Origin of the sequence: Anaerococcus vaginimassiliensis (assembly GCF_900626155.1) — a bacterium.
GTDB classification, from domain to species: Bacteria; Bacillota; Clostridia; order Tissierellales; family Peptoniphilaceae; genus Anaerococcus; species Anaerococcus vaginimassiliensis.
The window spans coordinates 414,191-437,073 of sequence record NZ_LR130844.1; the positions used below are offsets into that span (position 1 = coordinate 414,191).

At 37.5% G+C, this 22,883-nt stretch carries 18 protein-coding genes, 19 tRNA genes, 3 rRNA genes and 1 pseudogene; 5 read left to right on the forward strand and 36 right to left on the reverse strand.

Going from position 1 to position 22,883, the window contains the following annotated elements:
- Window position 1 precedes the first annotated feature (1 nt).
- The 13 genes and pseudogenes from E0D87_RS02175 to E0D87_RS02235 all read right to left on the reverse strand — a co-directional run.
- A pseudogene (locus tag E0D87_RS02175) lies at window positions 2-211 on the reverse strand (transaldolase family protein); the annotation flags it as partial.
- Window positions 212-316: 105 nt separating this feature from the next.
- Entirely contained in the window at window positions 317-1,255 is a 939-nt protein-coding gene (gene rbsB / locus E0D87_RS02180; protein ID WP_004835408.1) for a ribose ABC transporter substrate-binding protein RbsB, read from the reverse strand.
- Between the two features lie 9 nt (window positions 1,256-1,264).
- Window positions 1,265-2,209 carry an ABC transporter permease gene (locus E0D87_RS02185; RefSeq protein ID WP_004835409.1) on the reverse strand — a complete coding sequence of 315 codons (945 nt, stop codon included), beginning with the start codon at window positions 2,207-2,209 and terminating at the stop codon, window positions 1,265-1,267.
- On the reverse strand, window positions 2,206-3,687 hold the full coding sequence (locus E0D87_RS02190; protein WP_130819190.1) for a sugar ABC transporter ATP-binding protein: 1,482 nt from the start codon (window positions 3,685-3,687) through the stop codon (window positions 2,206-2,208). The genes E0D87_RS02185 and E0D87_RS02190 overlap by 4 nt, the downstream gene beginning before the upstream one ends.
- A gap of 9 nt (window positions 3,688-3,696) precedes the next feature.
- Window positions 3,697-4,089 (reverse strand): D-ribose pyranase, encoded by a 393-nt coding sequence (gene rbsD / locus E0D87_RS02195; protein WP_130819191.1) that lies wholly within the window; start codon window positions 4,087-4,089, stop codon window positions 3,697-3,699.
- Window positions 4,086-4,979 carry a ribokinase gene (locus tag E0D87_RS02200; protein WP_130819192.1) on the reverse strand — a complete coding sequence of 298 codons (894 nt, stop codon included), beginning with the start codon at window positions 4,977-4,979 and terminating at the stop codon, window positions 4,086-4,088. The genes rbsD and E0D87_RS02200 overlap by 4 nt, the downstream gene beginning before the upstream one ends.
- A complete protein-coding gene (locus tag E0D87_RS02205; protein WP_130819193.1) occupies window positions 4,966-5,967 on the reverse strand; it encodes a LacI family DNA-binding transcriptional regulator in 1,002 nt (333 codons plus the stop codon). Before E0D87_RS02205 ends, E0D87_RS02200 begins: the two co-directional genes overlap by 14 nt.
- Window positions 5,968-6,130: 163 nt before the next feature.
- A complete protein-coding gene (locus tag E0D87_RS02210; RefSeq protein ID WP_130819194.1) occupies window positions 6,131-7,285 on the reverse strand; it encodes an NAD(P)-dependent malic enzyme in 1,155 nt (384 codons plus the stop codon).
- 114 nt (window positions 7,286-7,399) lie between these two features.
- Window positions 7,400-8,581, reverse strand: a complete 1,182-nt coding sequence (locus E0D87_RS02215; RefSeq protein ID WP_130819195.1) for an ABC transporter permease — start codon at window positions 8,579-8,581, stop codon at window positions 7,400-7,402.
- Window positions 8,574-9,464 carry an ABC transporter ATP-binding protein gene (locus tag E0D87_RS02220; protein WP_130819196.1) on the reverse strand — a complete coding sequence of 297 codons (891 nt, stop codon included), beginning with the start codon at window positions 9,462-9,464 and terminating at the stop codon, window positions 8,574-8,576. Before E0D87_RS02220 ends, E0D87_RS02215 begins: the two co-directional genes overlap by 8 nt.
- A gap of 9 nt (window positions 9,465-9,473) precedes the next feature.
- Window positions 9,474-10,568, reverse strand: coding sequence for a DUF1648 domain-containing protein (locus E0D87_RS02225; RefSeq protein ID WP_130819197.1), 1,095 nt, complete (start codon window positions 10,566-10,568; stop codon window positions 9,474-9,476).
- On the reverse strand, window positions 10,561-10,938 hold the full coding sequence (locus E0D87_RS02230; protein ID WP_130819198.1) for a GntR family transcriptional regulator: 378 nt from the start codon (window positions 10,936-10,938) through the stop codon (window positions 10,561-10,563). The genes E0D87_RS02225 and E0D87_RS02230 overlap by 8 nt, the downstream gene beginning before the upstream one ends.
- Before the next feature lie 83 nt (window positions 10,939-11,021).
- The gene (locus tag E0D87_RS02235; RefSeq protein ID WP_130819199.1) at window positions 11,022-12,263 is read right to left on the reverse strand and encodes a DNA polymerase Y family protein; all 1,242 of its coding nucleotides are present in this window, start codon (window positions 12,261-12,263) and stop codon (window positions 11,022-11,024) included.
- A 136-nt stretch (window positions 12,264-12,399) separates the two neighbouring features.
- Between E0D87_RS02235 and E0D87_RS02240 the strand changes: the two genes are divergently transcribed.
- From E0D87_RS02240 to E0D87_RS02260, 5 genes are all read left to right on the forward strand, one after another.
- Complete coding sequence (locus E0D87_RS02240; RefSeq protein WP_004835404.1) at window positions 12,400-12,789, forward strand: helix-turn-helix domain-containing protein; 390 nt, start codon at window positions 12,400-12,402, stop codon at window positions 12,787-12,789.
- Entirely contained in the window at window positions 12,789-13,331 is a 543-nt protein-coding gene (locus E0D87_RS02245; RefSeq protein ID WP_130819200.1) for an ImmA/IrrE family metallo-endopeptidase, read from the forward strand. The genes E0D87_RS02240 and E0D87_RS02245 overlap by 1 nt, the downstream gene beginning before the upstream one ends.
- A 41-nt stretch (window positions 13,332-13,372) precedes the next feature.
- Window positions 13,373-13,918, forward strand: a complete 546-nt coding sequence (mnmM, locus tag E0D87_RS02250; RefSeq protein ID WP_130819201.1) for a tRNA 5-(aminomethyl)-2-thiouridylate-methyltransferase MnmM — start codon at window positions 13,373-13,375, stop codon at window positions 13,916-13,918.
- Between the two features lie 279 nt (window positions 13,919-14,197).
- Entirely contained in the window at window positions 14,198-15,256 is a 1,059-nt protein-coding gene (locus E0D87_RS02255; protein ID WP_130819202.1) for an SPFH domain-containing protein, read from the forward strand.
- Window positions 15,256-15,450, forward strand: coding sequence for a type II toxin-antitoxin system antitoxin (locus E0D87_RS02260; RefSeq protein WP_004835393.1), 195 nt, complete (start codon window positions 15,256-15,258; stop codon window positions 15,448-15,450). The genes E0D87_RS02255 and E0D87_RS02260 overlap by 1 nt, the downstream gene beginning before the upstream one ends.
- A gap of 21 nt (window positions 15,451-15,471) precedes the next feature.
- On the opposite strand, the gene E0D87_RS02265 is transcribed toward E0D87_RS02260, so the two are convergent.
- The 23 genes from E0D87_RS02265 to E0D87_RS02375 all read right to left on the reverse strand — a co-directional run bounded on the left by E0D87_RS02265 (window position 15,472) and on the right by E0D87_RS02375 (window position 22,788).
- The gene (locus tag E0D87_RS02265) at window positions 15,472-15,807 is read right to left on the reverse strand and encodes a nitrous oxide-stimulated promoter family protein (RefSeq protein WP_130819203.1); all 336 of its coding nucleotides are present in this window, start codon (window positions 15,805-15,807) and stop codon (window positions 15,472-15,474) included.
- A gap of 990 nt (window positions 15,808-16,797) precedes the next feature.
- Window positions 16,798-16,874 (reverse strand) — tRNA-Ile (locus tag E0D87_RS02270).
- Window positions 16,875-16,907: 33 nt separating this feature from the next.
- A tRNA-Ile gene (locus tag E0D87_RS02275) sits at window positions 16,908-16,984 on the reverse strand.
- 5 nt (window positions 16,985-16,989) lie between these two features.
- Window positions 16,990-17,065: transfer RNA gene (locus E0D87_RS02280), tRNA-Trp, on the reverse strand.
- Window positions 17,066-17,125: 60 nt separating this feature from the next.
- Window positions 17,126-17,201, reverse strand: a tRNA-Phe gene (locus E0D87_RS02285).
- Window positions 17,202-17,207: 6 nt separating this feature from the next.
- Window positions 17,208-17,301 (reverse strand) — tRNA-Ser (locus tag E0D87_RS02290).
- A gap of 45 nt (window positions 17,302-17,346) precedes the next feature.
- Window positions 17,347-17,436: transfer RNA gene (locus E0D87_RS02295), tRNA-Ser, on the reverse strand.
- A gap of 129 nt (window positions 17,437-17,565) precedes the next feature.
- Window positions 17,566-17,641, reverse strand: a tRNA-Lys gene (locus E0D87_RS02300).
- Between the two features lie 4 nt (window positions 17,642-17,645).
- Window positions 17,646-17,721, reverse strand: a tRNA-Gln gene (locus E0D87_RS02305).
- A 95-nt stretch (window positions 17,722-17,816) separates the two neighbouring features.
- Window positions 17,817-17,893: transfer RNA gene (locus tag E0D87_RS02310), tRNA-Arg, on the reverse strand.
- A gap of 3 nt (window positions 17,894-17,896) precedes the next feature.
- Window positions 17,897-17,970: transfer RNA gene (locus tag E0D87_RS02315), tRNA-Gly, on the reverse strand.
- 16 nt (window positions 17,971-17,986) lie between these two features.
- Window positions 17,987-18,072, reverse strand: a tRNA-Tyr gene (locus tag E0D87_RS02320).
- Window positions 18,073-18,097: 25 nt separating this feature from the next.
- Window positions 18,098-18,173: transfer RNA gene (locus E0D87_RS02325), tRNA-Thr, on the reverse strand.
- A gap of 26 nt (window positions 18,174-18,199) precedes the next feature.
- Window positions 18,200-18,276: transfer RNA gene (locus E0D87_RS02330), tRNA-Asp, on the reverse strand.
- A gap of 34 nt (window positions 18,277-18,310) precedes the next feature.
- Window positions 18,311-18,386, reverse strand: a tRNA-Val gene (locus E0D87_RS02335).
- A gap of 183 nt (window positions 18,387-18,569) precedes the next feature.
- A tRNA-Glu gene (locus E0D87_RS02340) sits at window positions 18,570-18,644 on the reverse strand.
- Between the two features lie 10 nt (window positions 18,645-18,654).
- A tRNA-Met gene (locus E0D87_RS02345) sits at window positions 18,655-18,731 on the reverse strand.
- Between the two features lie 24 nt (window positions 18,732-18,755).
- Window positions 18,756-18,844, reverse strand: a tRNA-Leu gene (locus E0D87_RS02350).
- Window positions 18,845-18,856: 12 nt separating this feature from the next.
- Window positions 18,857-18,931 (reverse strand) — tRNA-Asn (locus tag E0D87_RS02355).
- Between the two features lie 74 nt (window positions 18,932-19,005).
- Window positions 19,006-19,122, reverse strand: a 5S ribosomal RNA gene (gene rrf, locus E0D87_RS02360).
- 2 nt (window positions 19,123-19,124) lie between these two features.
- Window positions 19,125-19,241: ribosomal RNA gene (rrf, locus tag E0D87_RS02365) — 5S ribosomal RNA — on the reverse strand.
- Window positions 19,242-19,406: 165 nt separating this feature from the next.
- Window positions 19,407-22,473 (reverse strand): 23S ribosomal RNA (locus tag E0D87_RS02370).
- A gap of 239 nt (window positions 22,474-22,712) precedes the next feature.
- Window positions 22,713-22,788, reverse strand: a tRNA-Ala gene (locus E0D87_RS02375).
- Window positions 22,789-22,883: the final 95 nt, after the last annotated feature.

The following is a 22,883-nucleotide window of genomic DNA, read 5'->3' on the forward strand; positions in this document are numbered from 1 at the left end:
TTGCTTCTTCTACCATTTCGTGATAGGTGTAACTTGTTACTTCTGCTGATACGGGACCATCTACTATACTTGCTATTTCTTTTACTACTGTTTCAAAGTCTTTGCCTTCTTTTTTTATTATGGATGGGTTGGTTGTTACTCCATCACAAAGTCCTAGGTCATTTATTCTTTTTATTTCATCTATGTTTGCTGTGTCTAAGAAAAATTTCATTTTTACTCCTTTATTGAATATTTCTACAAAAGAGAGCTTGAAACATTCATTTCAAGCTCTTTATAAGTCTTATCTTACTTTAGGTTTTATTAGGGGAAGATTTTGTTATTTCTTGATTAACTCAAGTGGTGAGTCTACTTGTTCTTCTACTTGTTCACCTTTTAGATATTTTAGAGCTGTTTCGATTGCGAGTTTTCCCATTTCTTGTGGTTTTTGGGCAACAGTTGCTGATAGCATTCCTTCTTCTACTGCCTTTATTGCATCGTCATTTCCGTCAAATCCAACTATTGTAACGTCTTTGCCGCTTGCTTTTACTGCTTCGCTAGCTCCTAGTGCCATTTCATCGTTTTGACAGAATACTGCTTTTACATCTGGGTGAGCTTGAAGGAGATTTTCCATTACTGTCATTCCTTCTGCCCTATCGAAGTTTGCTGTTTGGCTTGCTAATAGATTAATTTTTCCATCAGTTGCTTCAGTAAATCCTTCTCCTCTTTCACGAGTTGAGCTTGCTCCTGGGATTCCTTCTAGTTGAATTACTTCAGCGTTTTCTCCTACTTTTTCTAGGATATATTCTCCTGCAAGCTTTCCACCTTCTACGTTGTTACTTGCTATGAAGCTTACTAGTTCTCCTTCGTCTGATTTTCTATCAACACAGATTACAGGAATGTTTGCTTCATTAGCTTTTTGTACAGATGTTGAGATTGCAGTTGAGTCTACTGGGTTGATTACTATGAGATCAACTCCTTGGGTGATAAGGTCTTCAACTTGGTTGTTTTGAGTTGATGAATCGTTTTGAGCATCTGTTATTACTGTTTCTACGTTTTCATTTTGTGCTACTTCTTCAACACCTTCTCTGATTGATACGAAGAATGGGTTGTTTAGAGTTGATAAGGAAACACCGATTTTGATATCTCCATCTTTTGCTTTTTCTTCTTGGCTAACTTCTTTTTTGTCAGCGTCTTTGTTTTGTCCTTCTATGCTACATCCTGTTATTACAAATAAGGCTACTAGCATTACTGATAATAATCTTCTTAGTTTTTTCATAAATATCTCCTATTTGTTTCTCTTTCTGTCAATTAGTACAGCGATTAAGATTACAACACCTTTTACGATTTGTTGGTAAAAACTTGATACCCCTAATAAGTTTAACCCGTTGTTTAATACTCCTAATATTAGAATACCAATTAAGGTTCCTGTTAGAGAACCACTTCCTCCAGTCATGCTTGTTCCTCCAAGTACAACTGCTGCTATGGCATCCATTTCGTATGCTGATCCTGCTGTTGGTTGAGCTGAGTTTAGTCTTGATGTTAGAACTAGACCTGATACTACAGCCATTAGTGCTGATATTACATAAACAAGTACTTTTACCTTGTCAATTTTGATACCTGATATAAAGCTTGCCTTTTCATTGCCACCTACTGCGAATATTTTCCTACCGTGGGATGTTTTGTTTAATAAGGTGGATAGGACTATATAAACTATTAAAAATAGTATTACTTGGAAAGGTATGCCAAAAACTTGTCCTTTGCCTAAAAATTGGAAGGCAAAGTTATCTTTTGGTCCTGAGATTGGACGACCATCCATGTAAACTAAGGTTAGTCCTCTAAATATAGTCATGGTTGCTAGAGTTACAATAAATGGTGCAAGTTTTCCTTTAGTAATCAAAAGCCCATTTATTAAACCTAAACAAAGTCCAAGAGCTAAAGTAATTAGAATAGCAAGGCCTGTGTTCATACCATTTTGCAAGAGTCCTGCAAAGATAGCTGAGGTAAAAGCCAGGGTTGATCCTACTGATAAGTCTATACCCCCAGTTAGGATTACAAAGGTCATACCAAGCGCTATGAATCCATTTATTATTAGTTGACGCATAAGGTTTAGTAAGTTGTTTACTTGCAAGAATGCAGGATTTAAAACACTTACAAAAACTATAAGAATAATCAAGGCGGCTATAGTGCCTAGATTTTGATTTTCTTTGAATTGTTTTTTTATACTATTCATAATCTTCCTCCTGTTGCAAGGGTCATAATCTTTTCTTGATCTGCATCCTCGCTTAAAATCTCTCCTTGTACTTTTCCTTCACATATTACATATATCCTGTTAGATAGGCTTAAAAGTTCTGGCAAATCGCTTGAAATCAATATTACACAAACACCTTTTTCTGTAAGGTCTTTGATTAAATCGTAGATTTCTCTTTTGGCACCAACGTCTACTCCCTTGGTTGGCTCATCTAGGATTAGGATTTCTGGGCCTATGGCATACCATTTGGCAAATACTACCTTTTGTTGGTTACCTCCAGACAAATCTTTTACCTTAGTTTCACTAGATTGAGTCTTAACCCTAAAGCTATCTACCAAACCATCTGATAATTTGTTTTCATCTTTTCTATCTATAAAAGAATTTTTAGAAAACTTATCAAAATTTAGAACAGAAATATTCTCTCTTATAGATTCATCTAAAACAAGTCCTTCTTCTTGCCTGTTTTCTGTTACAAAGCCAATCTTGTTTTTGATGGCGTCTATTGGATTTTTAATCTCCACCTTTTTTCCGTCTATGAAAACTTCGCCCGAATCCTTTGGATCAAGACCAAATAGAGATCTCATAATTTCAGTTCTACCTGCTCCCATTAGACCAGATATACCAAGGACCTCGCCTTTTTTGGCGTGGATATTGATATCTTCATAATATCCTTTTCTGCTAAAGTTTTTAAGTTCAATTTTTGTATTAGAAATATCTGCATCCATCTCTGGATAGAAATCTCCAATATCTCTACCAACCATGTGGCTTACCACTTCTTTTTCATTAGTTTCGTTAGTATCAAGGACTGCCACACTCTTGCCGTCTCTCATGACTGTGATCTTGTTAGTTAGGGCAAATATTTCCTCCATCCTATGGGAAATATAAATCATAGAAACATTTTGATCTCTAAGTCTTTTTATAAGTTTAAAAAGTTTGTCTATCTCATTATTTGTAAGGGCACTTGTAGGCTCATCTAAGATTAAGAGGTTGACCTTGTTTAGGTTTGCCTTGGCTATTTCCATCATTTGCCTTTGTCCTACGGAAAGCTTTGCTACCTTCATATCTGGATCAATATCCAAATCAAAGTTTGCCAAAAGCTCCTTGCATCTTTTTCTCATGGTATTTCTATCTAAGAAAAGGCCTTTCCTAAGCTCATTGTTCATGAAAATATTATCCATTACGCTAAGCTCTGGCCAGTCGGATAGCTCTTGGTGGATAAAACTAATCCCCAAGTCCTTGGCAACATTGGTATCGGTTATGTCTACCTTTTTGCCGTCAACTAATATATCTCCCTTATCCTTAGCTAATACACCAGATAAGATATTCATAAGGGTTGATTTACCGGCACCATTTTCTCCAACTAAGGCGTGAATTTCTCCCTCACCTACTATAAAGTCTACTCCCATCAAAACATCATTTTTCCCGAAGGACTTGTATATGTTTTTCATTTCTACTTTCATGACTTGCTCCTAAAAAATATTTTTAGATTGAAGAATTATATTAGAATATGGGGTTGTTTCTCCAGTTCTTATGACAAATTTTACATCAGCTAGTTTTTCCTTAAAATCTTCGTGGCTGATGTACTCACATTCCACACCTTCCAATAATTTTTCTATGTTTTTTTCTTGGTCTGGATTGTTTTCTTTTATTTCTTCAGCTAAATAATAATATTCTACAGAAAAATCTTCCAACAATACCTCAAGTACATCTATAAACTTTGGCTCTCCAAGTTTTAAGGAAAGGTCAATTTTCTTCTCTGGATCAATTGGCAGACCACAATCTCCTATAGCTATCAAATCTGTATGACCTAAATCAGCTAGGCCCTTAGCTATATCACTATTTAAGATTCCCTTAAGTTTCATATAAGCTCCTTTTCAAAATTAATAACTTCTTCTTGGTTTGGTATCGAACCGCTAGCTCCTTTTTTAGTTACTGAAAGTGCTGATGCCTTGGTTGCAAGATCCAAACATTTATCTACATCAACACCCTTGTAGAAGTTTGCTACAAAATACCCTGTAAAGGTATCACCTGCTCCAGTACTATCAATAGCCTCTACCTTGTAAGCATCTTGTCTTATTAGGTCATTTTCGCTAATATATATTGATCCCTTGCTGCCCAAGGTGATTACAAGCTTTAATTTAGGATAGGTCTTTCTAAAATATTCGATATTTTCTTCAATATCACTAAAACCACTTATGGCTCTCGCTTCGTGTTCATTTACTAAAAGAAGGTCGATCTTTTCATAGTCAAATTTCTTAACTTCTTCTGTTATTGGAGATGGATTTAGGACAATCTTTAGTCCCTTTTCATAGGCTCTATCTATTATGTAATCCATCATGTTGATTTCATTTTGTAAAACTAGGATATCTCCTTTTTCAAAGTGAGAGAAAACTTCATCTACAAAATCTTTATCATTGTCAAAATTCGCTCCCTTGTAGAGGACTATGCAGTTTTCTCCAGCATCGTCTACTTGGATTAGGGCATTTCCAGTTAGATTGTCGCTTTTTCTTAGAAAATCAGTATTTATTCCTTGGCTAACTAGATAATCAGCAAGAAATTCTCCATCACTTCCAATATTTCCAACATGGTAAACTTCATCAGAATTTTTCGCAAGAGCTACTGATTGATTGAGTCCCTTACCTCCAGCTCTTCTTTCTATATCCCTTGCACTGATGGTTTCACCAGGTCTAACAATGTGCTCTACTGCAAAGAATATATCGATATTGACAGAACCAAAATTAATTATTTTCATTCTTCCTACCTACACTTTCTCCTTCTACTAGATGAGGTTTTATCATAATCCTATCTAGCGTTTCTTTTTTATTAATCAAATCATCCGCCATTTCTATGGATCTTCTAGCCAAATCTTCAAGGTTTTGGTCAATTGATGTAAGTCTTGGACTTATAATCTTATTTAGGTACAAATTATCATAGCTTATCAAAGAAATATCTTCGGGAACTCTTATACTATTTTCAGAAAAATAATTTAGCAAACCGTAAGAAGACATATCTGCAAAAGAAAATATAGCATCTACCCCTCTATCTAGAAAAAACTTACCTGCCTTATAGCCGCCTTCGTAGGAATAATCTCCGTGGATAATATTTTTTGAATCTATGTAAATATTACGGTTCATAGCTGCTTTTATTGCTCCGGATAACCTTCTTGATGAGTTGGCAGTAGACCTTGGTCCAATCAATATTCCTATATTTCTAAAGCCCCTATCCAATAGATAATTCATAGCCATCATTCCGCCGATTTCGTTATTGCCAGTCACTAGGTGAGTTTTGTTATCTGTAAAGTTAACTTCATCTAAAAATATCACGTTGTAGTCTTCTATAATTTTTTGGCTGATTTTATTAATATTTCTATCAACTACTAGACACGCCGCTGCATAGTTACTCTTTAGAAGATTTTCAAACTCTTCTTTTTTTATTTTCTTGTTGTTTGTATTATGGATATATAAGAAATAATCGTGTTTTAAGGAATAATTTGTCAAATACTTTACCAACAAAGAAAAAAATGGATTGGCTATATCTGGAATTATCGCCATAATTATGTTGCTCTTCTTGCTGGCAAGCGCCTTGGCGTACTTGTTTGGATTGTAGCCCAGCTCTTTTGCCGCTAGAAAAACTTTTTCTTTAGTTTTATCTGAGATTTTGTCGTTAGTCTTGTTTAGCACCATAGAAACTGTAGTTATAGATACTCCAGCAAGCTTTGCGACATCTTTGATAGTTGCCATATTAAACTCCATTAAAACGTTTTAATTAATTATAATATAACACCCCAGAAAACCTTTGTCAAGAAAATTATTTTTTTCTTTAAGTATTTTATTTGATTAATTTTAATTGTTTATTATTTATTTTTAATAAAAAAACTCCCACCTGTAAGGTGGAAGCTTTATCTTATTTAGCCAAGTCTTCTACAGCTCTTGCAACCTTTTGGGCTACATTTTCTTCAAAAGCACCTGGTATTATATATTCTTCGTTTAATTTATCATCTGTTACCATAGCTGCTAAGGCTTTGGATGCTTCTAGTTTCATCTCATCTGTTATAGCACTTGCATGAGCATTTAGTGCTCCTCTAAATATTCCTGGGAAGGCAAGGACATTGTTAATTTGGTTCGGATAGTCACTTCTACCTGTTGCAAGGATTCTTGCTCCTGCTTTTTTAGCTTCGTCATAGTCGATTTCCGGAACAGGATTTGCCATGGCAAAGACTATCGCATCATCATTCATGTTTTTAATATCTTCTCCATCAATAATATTTGGAGCTGATACTCCTATAAAAACATCGCTATCTACCATAGCTTCTTTTAGACTTCCCTTGAAGTCTTCTTCGTTAGTAAACTCAGCAATTCTCGCCTTTACTGGGTTATCTCCTTTTAGGTGGCCCTTGTTAATTGATCCTCTCGAATCACAAGCTATGATGTGTTTTACTCCGTAATCTCTTAAAAGTTTTGCTATGGAATAGCCTGCTGCTCCAGCTCCAGATATAACAACTTTGATATCTTCTTTATTTTTCCCTACGATTTTTAGAGCATTTATCAAAGCTGCAAGAGTTACTATGGCTGTTCCGTGTTGGTCATCATGAAATACTGGTATATCAAGCATTTCCTTTAGTTTTTCTTCTATATAGACACATCTTGGAGAGGATATATCTTCGAGATTTATTCCACCAAAACCTGGGGCAATATTTTTAACTGTTTCTATGATTTCTTCTGCATCTTGAGTATCTAATACTATTGGAACAGCATTTACATCACCGAATTCTTTGAATAATACTGATTTTCCTTCCATAACGGGCATCGCAGCCTTAGGTCCAATATTTCCAAGTCCCAAAACAGCAGAACCATCACTTACAACTGCTATTGTGTTAGCCTTTGATGTGTATGTATAGGCTTTCTTCTCATCCTTGGCAATTTCTCTGCAAGGTTCAGCAACTCCAGGAGTGTAAGCGTAGGTCAAATCTTCTGCATTGTTAACTCTGGCCTTTACTTCTGTTGCAACTTTTCCTTGCCATTGTTCGTGTTTTTCTAAAGCTTTTTCATATACGTTCATACAAAACTCCTTTACCTTTATACTTTAATTTTAACACAGAAAACGATTTTTTAAAACATGGTAAATTCTAAAAGAAAATCTCCCTTAACCTGTAAGGGAGATTTAAAATAATTGTTAAGATTTTCTAAAGGACCTTCTGATAAAAGATCTTGATGAGTAGTTTAAAATATTTTTCTTGTAGATTTTGCTAGATATTTTGTAAACACCTACTATGGAAATCATTAGTATAATGATAGATATTAATCCTGATCCTAGTCCTGTACTCGATTTTATCATTCTAAGAGGCATAAAGAAAACTGATGTAAAAGGTAAATATGATAAAACTTTTACTAAAAGATTTTCATCCTTACCCATAAATACCATAGATGTGAAAAAGGCAAACATGATTACAAGCATCATTGGAGTTGCAACTTTTCCAGCGTCTTCTTGCTTCTGAGCAAGAGACCCGAGCATTGCAGCTACTATCATAAATATAAGTAGGCTTAGGATAACCAAGACTCCAATTTCTACTAACATTAAAATATTTATTCCGCCTAGGTAGGCTCGTATATCTATATTTAGTTTATCCAATATTCCATAGCTTTTTACCAAATAAAAGCCTATGCCACCTAGAATGCCATATATAAGAGTTTGACTTATGATAGCCAGGAAATTGCCCAAGATTTTTCCTGCAAAATACGTTCCTGCCTTTATTGAAGAGAAGATAAATTCAATCATCTTTGATCCTTTTTCTGTCGCAATCTCTACAACCAATACATTAGAATACATCACTAACATCAAATACATATAAAATATTAGGGCAAAGTAGGCGCCATACATTATGAACGACTGTCCACCCTCATCTTCAACAATATTAAATGAAGCCTGTCTTTCTAAAATTTCAAATTTATCTTTTCTTATTTGAGCGTTTTTTATATTTAAAGAATTTTGTGCCTCCTTAAGTTTTAGATTAAAGGAAGCTATTTCATTAGAATCGAGGTTTCTAGTGTGGTATTTTGCAACTAGTATGCCAGATTCTTCTGTTATTTCTGCAAAGCTTCCTATTTTTTTATCATCCATTTTTTCTTTGGCTTCATTTTTATTAGATATTTTAAATCCTTCTATATCTTTGAAATATTCTCCTAGCTTTTCATCACAAACTATATATGTTTCTTGGCTTTTTGTATCATTTGAGAAATAGCTAACCGCAGTACTTGCTAGCATCATGATTACAGGCATCAGAACCATTATCCAAAAGGCTAGTGATTTAATTTGTTTTTTCCACGAATCTATGGCAACTGTCAAAAATCTAGACATCTTCTTCTACCTTTCTTGTAAATATTTCATTTAGACTCGGAGGTGTTTGAGCAAACACTGGAATATAATCAAACTTTTCTCTAAGTCTTTCATATATTTTCCTTCCATCGGTTGGGTCGTTTAACTTTATCTTGTAAGTGTTAGAGTCTTTCCCATAAGTAATTACAAAATCGTTTAATATATCAGAAATATCTCCTTCACATTCGATTAGAAGTTTATCTTTTGGATAAGAATTTCTAATCTCTTTTGGTGATCCTTCTAGGACTACTTGCCCATCTTTGAGCATGACAAGTTTGTTACACATATCTTCAATATTTTCCATATTGTGAGATGAAAATATGATTGTCGTACCTAATTCATTAACTTCTTTGATTATGTCTTGCAATAATCTAATATTGTAAGGATCAAGACCAGAAAACGGCTCATCTAAGATTAGAAAATCAGGTTTGTAGATAAGACTTGCCAGAAGTTGTACTTTTTGCTGGTTACCCTTTGATAGATCTTTTATTTTATCATTTAGCTTGCCCTTTATTTCAAATTTGTCGAAATATTTTTGGAGAGTTTTCTTATCAAGACCCTTCATCAAGTTTAACCTTGCAAAATACCTTATCTCTTCTTCTATTGTTTTTTTAGGTGAAAGCGACCTTTCTTCTGGCAAAAATCCAATCTTTTCCAAAGGAAGGCTTTTCATAAGATTTCCATCATAGAGGATTTCTCCTTCATATTCGTCGAAAAAATCCATTATACACCTAAAAAGAGTAGATTTTCCTGCTCCATTCTGTCCGATTAGACCAAACAAATCTCCTTTTTCAACATTGAAACTTACATGGTCTAAGGCTTTTACCTTGCCAAAAGATTTAGATACATTTTTTATTTCTAACATAAAACCTCCTTAAGAAAAAACAAGGTCAACTATTAAGACAGTCAAAGGAATTCCAAGCCCTAAAGCCATGAATATCTTTCCCCATTTATTGCCAACATTTATAGTAGTGCCGACACCTATCCTTTTTTCTACAAACAAAGCTGGATCGTCAGGATTGTAATATATCGAACCGCCCAAAATCCACCTATAGTCCTCTTCTTCGTAACCATAATTTTTAGTTTTATTTAGGGCAGATCCGTCAACAGATCTTAATTTCCCTATGATAATTCCCCCTCCAATTGACAATACAATAGTGATTATAGCTAATATTTTTACAAGTAAGGTATCACCACTTTTCATAAAAGATGATATCCCAACTTGAAACAAGATTATCAACAAAAAGGCGAGCATAGCACAATAATATGTCCAAATTCTCCTAGTTTTCAAAACATTAGCTAGAGATTCTTCTGGCATATCAGGACTTATTCTCTTTTTTGATAAGACAATTGAAATATTTGAGAAAAATGTTAGAGCTAGCATCACTAGGCTTATTAGACTTGGACTTTGAACATCAAAATACGTCTTCTCTGCCACTTTACTTACTTCGCCATCCATATTCATTTGCATAATCAAAGTGTCTGGATAGCTTTCATAGTCAAGGTGGATTTTTATAGCAAATATTATAACGAGAGCTAAAAGCCCAAGATATAAAGTATAGAGTTCTTTTTTGTTAAAAATTTTATTCTTTGAATATTCTATGCTAACAATCTTTTTCTTATCCATCTTTTCCGTCTTGGCTAAACCTTTTAACTTCTTGTTAGCCACTATTAGTGGAAGATACAAAAGGATTATAGCTAGGAAATATATTATGTTTAGAACTGCAAAATTATCTATAGCATAACTTATAAGAACTACAAATATCGCCAAGGATATTCCCAATAGAATTATCTGCATCTTATAATTTTTTATTATTTCTTTTGCCTTTTTACTTTCTGATAGACTGCTAGACATTCTAACTCCAAATATATAGCCTCTCTTAGAATAAGAATCAACAAAGGCTTGTAGTATTGTAAGTAAAATTATTACTCCAGCATAAAAGATAGCAAGTTTTGTGTTTTCACTCATCGTATTTCTCCCATAACTTATCTACATCTCCTAGAAACTCATCTTTTCCTAGACCCTTAACCTTGGCAAGAGCTGTTATAAATTCGAGTTCTTCTGCTATTTTTTCTTCCTGTCTTGTATTTATTTCTAAAGTTTCATCTACTATCCTAGAGCCATATCTCCTATCCATTGTTATTATTCCATCTTCTTCTAGGAGCTTGTAGGCCTTATTTACAGTGTGAAGGTTGACTCCAATATCCGATCCGAGCTGTCTAACAGACGGAAGGCTTTGACCAAAACCTAAGTCTCCTTGAGCCAGAGCCTTGATAATTTCTCTTCTGATCTGTTCATATATAGGAATTTCCGAAGAAAAATCAATTGCTAAAAACATAAGACCTCCTTTCTTTGTTATACTTATTATATAACAACTAAATCATCTTGTAAATAAAAAACCTGCTAAATAGCAGGTCAAGTTTAAGAATTATAATGGCTCATAGGTAGAGTAACTATCTCATTTAGCTCCTCTGGAAGTTTTATATCCCTAGTCAAGGCTAGAAAACTAATTGATTTTTTTCCGTATTTTTTCCTAATCTTATACATGGCTTCATCACATTTTTCATCCTTAATAAATTTTTTATAGTCAGAAAAAACATCCATCTGACTTCCGCCTCCTGCTTTTCTAAGCCTGATAGCTCTAATGCCAACGGCCCTTACTGGAAAATCCCAGCTATATTTTTCTTTGAAAAGTTCAAATCCAGACCTTGCTAGAACTATAGACGATTGACTAGCAAGATTGATTGGGCTTTGATAGTGGAAGGATTGAAGCTTGTTATTTCTAACAAAAATCTCAACACCATTCGCTTCTAGTTCTGCTTCTCTTAGCCTCCTTGATACAGAAAAAGAAAGTTCCTGAAGGACATTAAAGACCTCATTATCGTTTAAAAGGTCCTTCCTACAAGTAGAAGAATTGCCTATAGATTTTATTGGCTCAGTGTCATCCCTATCCCTTACTGGGCGAATATCTAGTCCATTAGCATACTCCCAAAGATAAAGACCATTGATCCCCAAGAGATTTCTTATAAGATCTGGATCACTATTAGCAAGCTCTCCTAGGCTAAATATTCCAATTCTGTTTAGCTTTCTCTCAGTTGCCCTACCTATGCCAACCATCTCTCTTACAGGAAGAGGCCAAACCTTGTCTCTAAAGTTTTCTTCGCTTATTGTAGTAACAGCATCAGGTTTTTTCATATCACTTCCTAGTTTGGCGAAAATCTTACAAAAACTTACCCCGACACTGACTGTTATCCCGAGTTCCTTTTTCATTCTCTCTCTAATCTCGTTTGCAATCTCCTCTCCACTTCCAAAAAGATGAGTTGATCCCGTAACATCTAGGAAACATTCATCTAATCCAAAGGGTTCTACTTGGTTGGTATATTCATAGTAAAGTTTTCTAGCAAGCTTAGAATGTTTTAGATACTCTTCATAGTGAGGTGGGACTATAACTAGATTTGGACACTTAGTCTTAGCTTCCAAGATTGTTTCGCCAGTTTTAACTCCCATTTCTTTTGCTTTCTGGCTTTTAGCAAGTATTATCCCATGCCTGTTCTTAGGATTGCCAGCAACAGCCATGGCCATTCCTCTAAGCTCCGGATTTAATTTCGCTTCTATAGAAGCATAACAAGCGTTCATATCTGAATGTAGTATAACTCTTTTCATAACATCTCCTTGAATTATTTAGACTATTAATGTATAATTAGACAATAAATGACTTAATTAAATTATAAGACTTCTAATGTCTTTTGTCAACTACAAACAACAAATATAAGTCTATCAATGACTAAAAGGAGAAAATATGGGATTTGCAAATAAACTCAAAGAACTAAGAGAAATCAAGAAACTAAGCCAAGAAGACTTGGCTAAACTCTGCCAAGTATCTACAAAGACAATTTCTAGGTATGAACTAGGCCAATCAAAACCGAGATACAGAAAAACTTACGACCTTCTAGCAAAACACCTAGATACAACCCACGACTATCTAGTTACAGATGAGGATGAATTTATCCTAAAGGCAAGGGAGAATTTCGGCAAAGAAGGCGCAAAAGATGCTGAAGATATGATAAATGGCGTTATAGGACTCATGGCTGGTGGACAAATTCCAGATGAAGATAAAAGAACAATCCTAGATGCCATCACAGAAGCTTACTACATAGCTAGATCAGAAAATGATAACAAGGACAGATAATGGGACTATCCTACAATCACATTTACAATGAGACTCTAGAGCTTATAAAATGCCACAAAACTAGAGATCCAAGGCAGATTTTAGAAGAAAGGAATGTCCATCTCATAGCCTTTAAGAAAAACACCAAGCTTTTGGGAATGTATAAGATCATCAAAGGAATTAGCTTTGTATTCTACAATCCTTTTGTAGATGAGAGGATTCAAAATATGGTCTTCGCTCATGAGCTAGGCCATGATATGTTTCACAAAGACCAAGCAACAGAAGATCTTATAGAATACGAGCTATTTGATATAACTTCAGAGATGGAACTTGAAGCTAATATATTTGCAGCCCACCTTCTCCTTGACGAAGATTTGTTAATGGACGATATCAGAGAAGGCTACACCTACAATCAACTGGCAGCTATGTATGATGTAAATGTCAATCTAATGATATTTAAGCTAAACGAAATGCACAGGATGGGCATGCCTATAAGAAGTGAAACCCCATCCGAATCTACGTTTTTTAGAGACATTGACACTTCAAACGAATACAATTACTAAGATCCCCCTCTTGATGGTGAAATCTTTTTATAGGAGAAAAAATGATAGAAAGAGTAACTGATTTAGTAAAAACCTTGATGATTAATGAAAAGGATATAGACCTTGCCGTAGATATGACAGCAGGAAATGGCAACGATAGCTTGTTTATATTAGACGAAATCAAAGCAAAAAGGCTAGTCGCCTTCGATATCCAAAAGGAAGCAGAAGAGGCTACTAAAAATCTCTTAGGAGAAAGGGAGAACTTCCTCTTTATCTTAGACAGCCACGCAAACATAGATCAATATATCAAAGAGAAAATCGACCTTGCAGTATATAACCTAGGCTATCTCCCAAAGGGAGATAAGGCTATAGCAACTACTTATGAATCAACCCTAGAAAGTCTAAGAAAGCTCCTCCACCTTTTAAGAAAAAACGCCAAAGTTTATATGACAATATATACAGGTCACGACCAAGGAAGAATAGAAGCCGCCAAAATAGAAGACTTTATAGCAAGCCTTCCCAATAATAAATACGCAATAATGAAAATTTCATACCCAAACAAAGGTACAATCGCCCCATACATAGTCATAATAGAGAAGAAATTCTAAATATTTTCTCTTAACTTATGACAGGTATTTTATATTTCTATATATTACAGGTCCATGAACTTATCTTATAAGATGTTCATGGATTTTTCTATTAAAGACTTCTGCCACTTCTAGGAAATTATCCTTATTATCTTCACAATTCTAACTGATATTTCAATATATTTATCCCACTCTCATAATAAAATTATTTAAAAACTCTATAAAATCTATCTAGGCCTATTGACTAAGTGAAATTATAGTGATATCATAATGATATCAAATAAATATAAGGAGAAAAATATGGACAAATTGGAAAAGAAACTAGAAAACTCTGATAATGTCGAAGAGAAAATTCTAAAGGCAAAAAAGAACGGCATACTTGTACTAATGATCTACCTAGTCCTCCTAGCCGGAGCTATTTTGACTATAGTAGTCAACGGAAACACAATAGATAGCGGAACATACACTAGCTTGAATGTTGTATTTCTAGTAATAGCTATAGCCTACGTTCTCTTAGGTTGGATTATGCTTTTGGGTCTTAAACTTCTAAAACCTCAAGAGTCACTAGTCCTAACACTTTTTGGAAAATACATTGGAACTATAAAGGGCGAAGGCTTCTATTATGTAAATCCTTTCGTTTCTGCAGTAAATCCTGCTGCCAACACCAAGCTAGGTCAATCTGGTGATGTAAGTGACGGCTTAAAGATTTTTGATAAGTCAAATTCCTACCAATCTACCAATAAGAAGATTTCACTAAAGGTAATGACCCTAAATAACAGCAAACAAAAAATCAACGATTATTTAGGAAACCCTGTAGAAATCGGTATAGCAGTAATGTGGAAGGTAAATGACACTGCCAAGGCAGTATTTAATGTAGACAATTACAAGGAATATCTATCTCTTCAAACAGATACAGCTCTAAGAAATATAGTTCGTCAATATCCTTACGATGTTAACCCACATTATCAAATCGACACAACAGGTGATGGTGAACCAGATGACGGATCTCTTAGAGGCTCTAGCGAAATAGTTGCTAGGAGAATCAAAGAAGAAATACAAAAAAGAGTAGAATTTGCAGGTCTTGAGATAATAGAAGCAAGAATCACCCACCTATCTTACTCATCTGAAATTGCCGCAGCAATGCTACAAAGACAACAAGCATCTGCCCTAATCGATGCGAGAGCAATGCTAGTAGATGGAGCAGTAGGCATGGTAGAAATGGCCCTTGATAAACTTGAAGAAAATGGAGTAGTAGATCTAGACGAAGAAAGAAAAGCCGCTATGGTATCAAATCTCCTCGTTGTTCTTTGTGGTAACCATGAAGCAAACCCAATAGTCAACACAGGAAGCTTATATTAATGGCAAAAAAACAAATACCCCTAAGGGTATCTGAGAAACTCTACAATCAAATTGCCCAATGGGCCGAGGATGATTTTAGATCTATAAATGGACAAATAGAATACCTACTCACAGAATGTGTAAAACAAAGAAAAAAAGACGGCAAATATGTATCAGAAACGATAGATGAACCAATAGACTTAGATATCGAATAAATAAAAGGCCTACAGAAAATATTATTTTCCGTAGGTCTTTTTACTTGCACACTTTCTTATAAAACTAGATTTATATAAAAGATGCTTTATAGCTTTTCCTGGTCTATAGAATATAAAACGTGGTCCTGAAAATCTCATAATCTCACGAATCTTATCACGCATCTTTGGCTTATAGCAATGAATTTTACAATACGAACAAAAAGGCTTATTAGCCCCATGAGGACAAGAAGAAAGTTTCTTTTTGACATAGGCCTTAAGCTCACCAATCTCACTATCAGAAAATTTATCATTCTTCCTATGGTACAAATCAATCATATCACAAACAATCTTATACTCTTCACTAAGCTTCTTATCCATATGTCCTCCTATACTAGCTATTATACTAGATATGTATATATTTATATATAATTAAAATATAAAAAGATAATAAATAACAATTTACGTAATTAAATCAAAAACATATGTATACCTTTAAGAACTGTAGACAAATATAAACTATGATAAACAATTATAACTTAGCTAAAACTTAAAGAAAAATGAATATAGCAATATTAAAATCTCTAAGCAGAAAGAAATAGTCCTAGAAAATAGTAGAGATGTTTGCAACTATTTAGGGATTTGAATAATGGATCTTATAAAATTCCACTATTTAGGAATATTAACCCTGAAAAATAAGCACTTAGTGAACTTAAATAGCCAATGATTGAATATTAAGGCAGAAGGTATAGTGAGTTCTCCCTAAAATATTCATAACAATCGAGTATTCAATAATCTCACTACATAAGAAAGTTTTACAAGAAGTCTCATAACCAGCATATTAGGCAAAAAACACCTCGTAGATGAGATGTTTGGTGGGCCTTTAGGGACTTCGAACCCTGTGGCCTTGTCCCTTGCAGGGTTTTAAATAAGTTAGCATTTAAAATCTCTTAGGCGAATGAAATGAGCCCAGAGAACAGTTATGAGTGTGCTCATAACCGGTTTGTTGGCAAAAAAAACACCTCATAGCTGAGATGTTTGCTGGGTCTTTAAGGACTCGAACCCTGTGGCCTTGTCCCTTGCAGGGTTTTAAATAAGTTAGCATTTAATATCTCTGAGGCGAATGAAATGAGCCCAGAGAACAGTTATGAGTGTGCTCATAACCGGTTGTTGGGCAAAAAAAAACACCTCATAGATGAGATGTTTGGTGGGCCTTTTGGGACTCGAACCCTGTGGCCTTGTCCCTTGCAGGGTTTTAAATGCGTTAGCATTTTAAATCTCTGAGGCGAATGAAATGAGCCCAGAGAACAGTTATGAGTGTGCTCATAACCGGTTGTTGGGCAAAAAAAAACACCTCATAGATGAGATGTTTGGTGGGCCTCCAGGGACTCGAACCCTGGACCTACCGGTTATGAGCCGGGCGCTCTAACCGACTGAGCTAGAGGCCCACAAAAACAAAAGTTAATTGTTACTTAATTTTATGGTGGACCTGAGTAGACTCGAACTACCGACCTCACGCTTATCAGGCGTGCGCTCTAACCACCTGAGCTACAGGTCCATATGTGGCAGGGGAGACAGGATTTGAACCCGCGACATCTGGTTTTGGAGACCGACGTTCTGCCAGCTGAACTACTCCCCTATATTAAGATTGATAGTAATATTAACCGGTTGTAAGATAAACCTATCTATCCAAAAAAATTGGTGCCCAGAGGCGGAATCGAACCACCGACACGGGGATTTTCAGTCCCCTGCTCTACCGACTGAGCTATCTGGGCAAGTTATGGCGGAGAAGGAGGGATTTGAACCCTCGCATCCCTATTGACAGGATCTACTCCCTTAGCAGGGGAGCCTCTTCAGCCACTTGAGTACTTCTCCATAAGCTATAAAGCTTATAGCTTCGCTTTATATTAAGCTTGCTTTTGGCGGAGAGGAAGGGATTCGAACCCTTGTGAGCCAATGACTCTAACGGTTTTCAAGACCGCCCCGTTATGACCGCTTCGGTACCTCTCCAAATATTAAAATATAATGATAAGTAATCAAATGGCTTAGATTTTAAACATATCCATAAAATTAAATCGTCGATACTATAGTCGACGAATTTCCAATTCCACCCTGATAGACAGGATGGATATTGTTTTTTGGTGACCCATCGGAGATTCGAACTCCGGACACCCTGATTAAAAGTCAGGTGCTCTACCGGCTGAGCTAATGGATCATATTGGCTGGGATAGCAGGACTCGAACCTACGCATACCAGAGTCAAAGTCTGGTGCCTTACCGACTTGGCTATATCCCAACGTTCAAAGTACGGTATAATTATATCATAAACGATTTAAGCTGTCAAGCTTTTTTTCGTTTTTATAAGTTCCAGTCTTACTTTAGAAATTGTCATGGCGCACCCTCCAGGATTCGAACCTGGGACACACGGATTAGAAGTCCGATGCTCTATCCAGCTGAGCTAAGGGTGCATATGGAGCGGGTGAAGGGAATCGAACCCTCGCAACCAGCTTGGAAGGCTGGGGCTCTACCACTGAGCTACACCCGCATAGGTGTTAAAAAATTGGTGGGGATGAGCGGATTCGAACCACTGAAAGCTAAGCTAACGGATTTACAGTCCGTCCCATTTGGCCAACTCTGGAACATCCCCATATATTTAATTTCCAAAATATTATTGGAGCTGATGATAGGACTTGAACCTACAACCTATTGATTACAAATCAATTGCTCTACCAATTGAGCTACATCAGCACATTGGATCACTATTGCAATCCAAATGGCGACTCGGATGGGATTCGAACCCACGACCTCCGCCGTGACAGGGCGGCATTCTAACCAGCTGAACTACCGAGCCATATTCGCTTTTAAAGCGATTATATAGGTATTATTGGTGGAAGTAACAGGGCTCGAACCTGTGACCCCCTGCTTGTAAGGCAGATGCTCTCCCAACTGAGCTATACTTCCATATTGGTGACCCTACCAGGATTTGCAACCCAGTCCCTTTCAGGGTTTCAAATGTTTACATTTGAAATCTTTGAGACGAGCTCTGGCGAGTCCAAAGAACTTAGCACCGTTACGGTGGTATCCCCGTCATACGAAGATGTTCTTTTATAAATATATTAGTTTATAAATATATTAGTTAAATATTGGTGACCCTACCGGGATTCGAACCCGGGATACCACCGTGAAAGGGTGGTGTCTTAACCGCTTGACCATAGGGCCTAAAAATTATTGGTTGCGGGAGTAGGATTTGAACCTACGACCTTCGGGTTATGAGCCCGACGAGCTACCAAACTGCTCCATCCCGCGATATTAGTTAGAGTAGTAGGGTTATGGTGCCGAGAATCGGAATCGAACCGATACGGTGTTTAACCACCGCAGGATTTTAAGTCCTGTGCGTCTGCCAGTTCCGCCACCCCGGCGCAGACAATATTTGGCGCTCAGGGTGGGACTCGAACCCACAACCTACCGGTTAACAGCCGGGTGCTCCACCATTGAGCTACCTAAGCACTACAACGATAATATTATAACATGTATTTTATATCGCTGTCAAGTTTTTTATCTAAATTGCTTAGATATTTTTGTTTAGCTACTACCTAGTCTCCCGGGAGGCTGCCCTCCGAGTACCATCGGCGTTATGAGGCTTAACTTCTGTGTTCGGTATGGGAACAGGTGTATCCCTCATGCTATCGTAACTATATTGTTTGGCGACTACCTAGTCTCCCGGGAGGTTGCCCTCCGAGTACCATCGGCGTTATAAGGCTTAACTTCTGTGTTCGGTATGGGAACAGGTGTATCCCTTATGCCATCATCACCATATTTATGAACCTTCTAAATAGCGTCTAGTATTTTTACTAGACCTCATCCCTACTAGCTACGTCGTAGCTTTCTTACCAATCGCACTTCGTGCTCTTGGGAAAGCCTGACGGCTGACCTACCATCGATTTGCTTTGCAAATCGGGTTAGGGACAAGCAAAAATATTTCCAGTCAAGATTTAAAGTTTAGTATCCATTAGCTTAATACATTACTGCACTTACACCTTGGACCTATCAAAGGTATTTTCTTTACCTACTCTTAGAAATCTTATCTTGAGGCCTGCTTCGTACTTAGATGCTTTCAGTACTTATCAATTCCATACGTAGCTACCCAGCTATGCTCCTGGCGGAACAACTGGTACACCAGCGGTATGTCCATCCCGGTCCTCTCGTACTAAGGACAGATCCTCTCAAATTTCTTACGCCCACGCTGGATAGGGACCGAACTGTCTCACGACGTTCTGAACCCAGCTCGCGTGCCTCTTTAATGGGCGAACAGCCCAACCCTTGGGACCTACTTCAGCCCCAGGATGAGACGAGCCGACATCGAGGTGCCAAACCTCCCCGTCGATGTGGACTCTTGGGGGAGATAAGCCTGTTATCCCCGGGGTAGCTTTTATCCGTTGAGCGATGGCCCTTCCATGCGGTGCCACCGGATCACTAAGTCCGTATTTCTACTCTGCGCAACTTGTAGGTTTTGCAGTTAAGCTCGCTTCTGCCTTTGTACTCTGCGAATGGTTTCCGTCCATTCTGAGCGAACCTTTGAACGCCTCCGTTACTTTTTGGGAGGCGACCGCCCCAGTCAAACTGCCCAACTGACAATATCCTTTGCCCTGATTCAAGGGTCAAAGTTAGAACTTTAATATTAGAGGGTTGGTATCCCAAGGATGACTCCACCTACACTGGCGTGCAAGTTTCTTAGTCTCCCAACTATCCTGTACGTCTAATCTCAAAGTCCAATATCAGCCTACAGTAAAGCTCCACGGGGTCTTTCCGTCCTAGCGTGGGTAAGTCGCATCTTCACGACTACTACAATTTCACCGGATCCTTTGTTGAGACAGTGCCCAAATCGTTACACCTTTCGTGCGGGTCGGAACTTACCCGACAAGGAATTTCGCTACCTTAGGACCGTTATAGTTACGGCCGCCGTTTACTGGGGCTTAAGTTCTAGCCTTCGCATTCGCTAAGCCTTCCCCTTAACCTTCCAGCACCGGGCAGGTGTCAGCTCCTATACTTCATCTTTCGATTTTGCAGAAACTTGTGTTTTTGGTAAACAGTCGCTTGGGCCTGGTTTCTGTGGCCAGATCGCTCTGGCTCCCCTTCTCCCGAAGTTACGGGGACATTTTGCCGAGTTCCTTAACAAAGGTTCTTCCGCGCGTCTTGGTATTCTCTACCTCCCTACCTGTGTCGGTTTTGGTACGGGCGCTTTGGTCTTGATAGTGACTTTTCTTGGCAATATGGAGTCAGCTACTTCTCTACTCATGTTTTCGATACCTATCAGATTTTAGCCTTAAAGTGTGCGGATTTGCCTACACACAAGCCTTTATCTTTAGACTAGCTATTCCATCAGCTAGCTTAGCTTATCCTTTTGCGTCATCACTTCTCTATAGCGACTTTAAGCGGTACAGGAATCTAAACCTGTTATCCATCGCCTACGCCTTTCGGCCTCGGCTTAGGTCCCGACTTACCCTGAGGGGACGAGCCTTGCTCAGGAATCCTTAGGGTTTCGACGGGGATGATTCTCACATCCCTTCTCGCTACTCATGCCAGCATTCTCTCTTGTATTCGCTCCACTGTTGCTTTCGCTTTGGCTTCTTCGCTTATACAATGCTCCTCTACCACTGATAGAGGTATTAAATCTAGACATAAAGTTTGGAATACTTGTTTGACGTTTTTTTACCAGGTTATATTTTTTAATCTTATATAACTGTTCGGTGATAATTGAGTATTTTTTTATTTACAACTTACCTTTTGGTTTACGTAATTTGATGTTTTTTACTCGTTTATCTTGATTGTTTTAATATTTCCTAGTTCAAGTATTTCTTTCTTTATTTCGTAGATTTAATTCCTCTATCAATCCGAAGCTTCGGTACTGGATTTTAGCCCCGTTCATTTTCGGCGCAAACCCACTTGACCAGTGAGCTATTACGCATTCTTTAAATGCATGGCTGCTTCTAAGCCAACGTCCTGGTTGTCTTAGTAGATTCACATCCTTTTCCACTTAATCCAGATTTGGGGACCTTAGCTGTCGGTCTGGGCTGTTTCCCTTTCGACTTAGAAGCTTATCCCTCTAAGTCTGACTCCTTGACTTGATTTTTTGGCATTCGGAGTTTGATAGGTTTCGGTACGGTAAGCCGCCCTAGACCATTCAGTGCTCTACCTCCTAAAATCTTTCGTCAAAGGCTAGCCCTAAAGCTATTTCGAGGAGAACCAGCTATATCCGAGTTCGTTTGGCTTTTCACCCCTAACCACAACTCATCCGATACGTTTTAAACCGTACCCGGTTCGAGCCTCCAGTGAATTTTACTTCACCTTCACTCTGGTCATGGATAGATCACCCGGTTTCGGGTCTATTGCATTAAACTTATTTGCCCTATTAAGACTCGCTTTCGCTATGGCTTCATCTCTTAAAGATTTAACCTTGCTTAATACAATAACTCGCTGGCCCATTCTACAAAAGGTACGACATCACACTTTAGTGCTCTGTCTGCTTGTAGGCGCTAGGTTTCAGGTTCTATTTCACTCCCCTTTCGGGGTTCTTTTCACCTTTCCCTCACGGTACTTGTTCGCTATCGGTCACATGTTAGTATTTAGCCTTAGGGGATGGTCCCCCTATCTTCACAACGGATTCCTCGTGTCCGGTGCTACTTTCCTCCTAGGTTTATTTAAGATTCGTTTACAAGACTGTCACTTTCTTTGGTTCATCTTCCCAGATGATTCAACTTCTTAAATATTCCACTATTGGATTAGGCTCTTTTCTGTTCGCTCGCCGCTACTTGGAAAATCGAGTTTTCTTTCTTTTCCTCCTGTTACTTAGATGTTTCAGTTCACAGGGTCTTGCTTCACAAGACTATGTATTCATCTTGTGATGACTGTGTCTTCCACAGCCGGGTTTCCCCATTCGGAGACCTAGGGGTTAGTGCTTTTTGTGAGCTTTCCCTAGTTTTCGTTCACTTACGTCCTTCGTCGCCTTCATGTGCCAAGGCATCCACCTTGCGCCCTTTGTTTCTTGACTGGAAATATTTTTTGCTATTTAGTTTTATGCCTAAGCTGAGTGGGTTCGAAATCTTTGATTTCGAATTATTTTAGAATTTGTCGCTTTAGCGTCAAATGATAAAATAACGTTACTTACTAATAACTTTTTCACTTCTTTAGGCTGGTTCGATTTTGAGCTTACCGTCTCTTCGTATTAATATACTCAGCGTTTGAATCCACTCCGTGGTGGGTCCTCTCAAAGCCGGACGGACTTGCTCATGGTGGAGATAAAGAGATTCGAACTCTTGACCCCCTGCGTGCAAGGCAGGTGCTCTCCCAGCTGAGCTATATCCCCATGTTTAATGATATTTATTTGTTTTTAGGTTAAAAATACCTTAATATTTTAATACCAACGATCTTTATTTTCTTTTCTGTGTGAGAAGCTAGCGT

Excerpts from the sequence above, each read along its gene's own strand:
- rbsB (WP_004835408.1), bottom strand. The coding sequence starts at position 1,255 with ATGAAAAAACTAAGAAGATTATTATCAGTAATGCTAGTAGCCTTATTT.
- E0D87_RS02185 (WP_004835409.1), bottom strand. The coding sequence starts at position 2,209 with ATGAATAGTATAAAAAAACAATTCAAAGAAAATCAAAATCTAGGCACT.
- E0D87_RS02190 (WP_130819190.1), bottom strand. The coding sequence starts at position 3,687 with ATGAAAGTAGAAATGAAAAACATATACAAGTCCTTCGGGAAAAATGAT.
- rbsD (WP_130819191.1), bottom strand. The coding sequence starts at position 4,089 with ATGAAACTTAAGGGAATCTTAAATAGTGATATAGCTAAGGGCCTAGCT.
- E0D87_RS02200 (WP_130819192.1), bottom strand. The coding sequence starts at position 4,979 with ATGAAAATAATTAATTTTGGTTCTGTCAATATCGATATATTCTTTGCA.
- E0D87_RS02205 (WP_130819193.1), bottom strand. The coding sequence starts at position 5,967 with ATGGCAACTATCAAAGATGTCGCAAAGCTTGCTGGAGTATCTATAACT.
- E0D87_RS02210 (WP_130819194.1), bottom strand. The coding sequence starts at position 7,285 with ATGAACGTATATGAAAAAGCTTTAGAAAAACACGAACAATGGCAAGGA.
- E0D87_RS02215 (WP_130819195.1), bottom strand. The coding sequence starts at position 8,581 with ATGTCTAGATTTTTGACAGTTGCCATAGATTCGTGGAAAAAACAAATT.
- E0D87_RS02220 (WP_130819196.1), bottom strand. The coding sequence starts at position 9,464 with ATGTTAGAAATAAAAAATGTATCTAAATCTTTTGGCAAGGTAAAAGCC.
- E0D87_RS02225 (WP_130819197.1), bottom strand. The coding sequence starts at position 10,568 with ATGAGTGAAAACACAAAACTTGCTATCTTTTATGCTGGAGTAATAATT.
- E0D87_RS02230 (WP_130819198.1), bottom strand. The coding sequence starts at position 10,938 with ATGTTTTTAGCAATTGATTTTTCTTCGGAAATTCCTATATATGAACAG.
- E0D87_RS02235 (WP_130819199.1), bottom strand. The coding sequence starts at position 12,263 with ATGAAAAGAGTTATACTACATTCAGATATGAACGCTTGTTATGCTTCT.
- E0D87_RS02240 (WP_004835404.1), top strand. The coding sequence starts at position 12,400 with ATGGGATTTGCAAATAAACTCAAAGAACTAAGAGAAATCAAGAAACTA.
- E0D87_RS02245 (WP_130819200.1), top strand. The coding sequence starts at position 12,789 with ATGGGACTATCCTACAATCACATTTACAATGAGACTCTAGAGCTTATA.
- mnmM (WP_130819201.1), top strand. The coding sequence starts at position 13,373 with ATGATAGAAAGAGTAACTGATTTAGTAAAAACCTTGATGATTAATGAA.
- E0D87_RS02255 (WP_130819202.1), top strand. The coding sequence starts at position 14,198 with ATGGACAAATTGGAAAAGAAACTAGAAAACTCTGATAATGTCGAAGAG.
- E0D87_RS02260 (WP_004835393.1), top strand. The coding sequence starts at position 15,256 with ATGGCAAAAAAACAAATACCCCTAAGGGTATCTGAGAAACTCTACAAT.
- E0D87_RS02265 (WP_130819203.1), bottom strand. The coding sequence starts at position 15,807 with ATGGATAAGAAGCTTAGTGAAGAGTATAAGATTGTTTGTGATATGATT.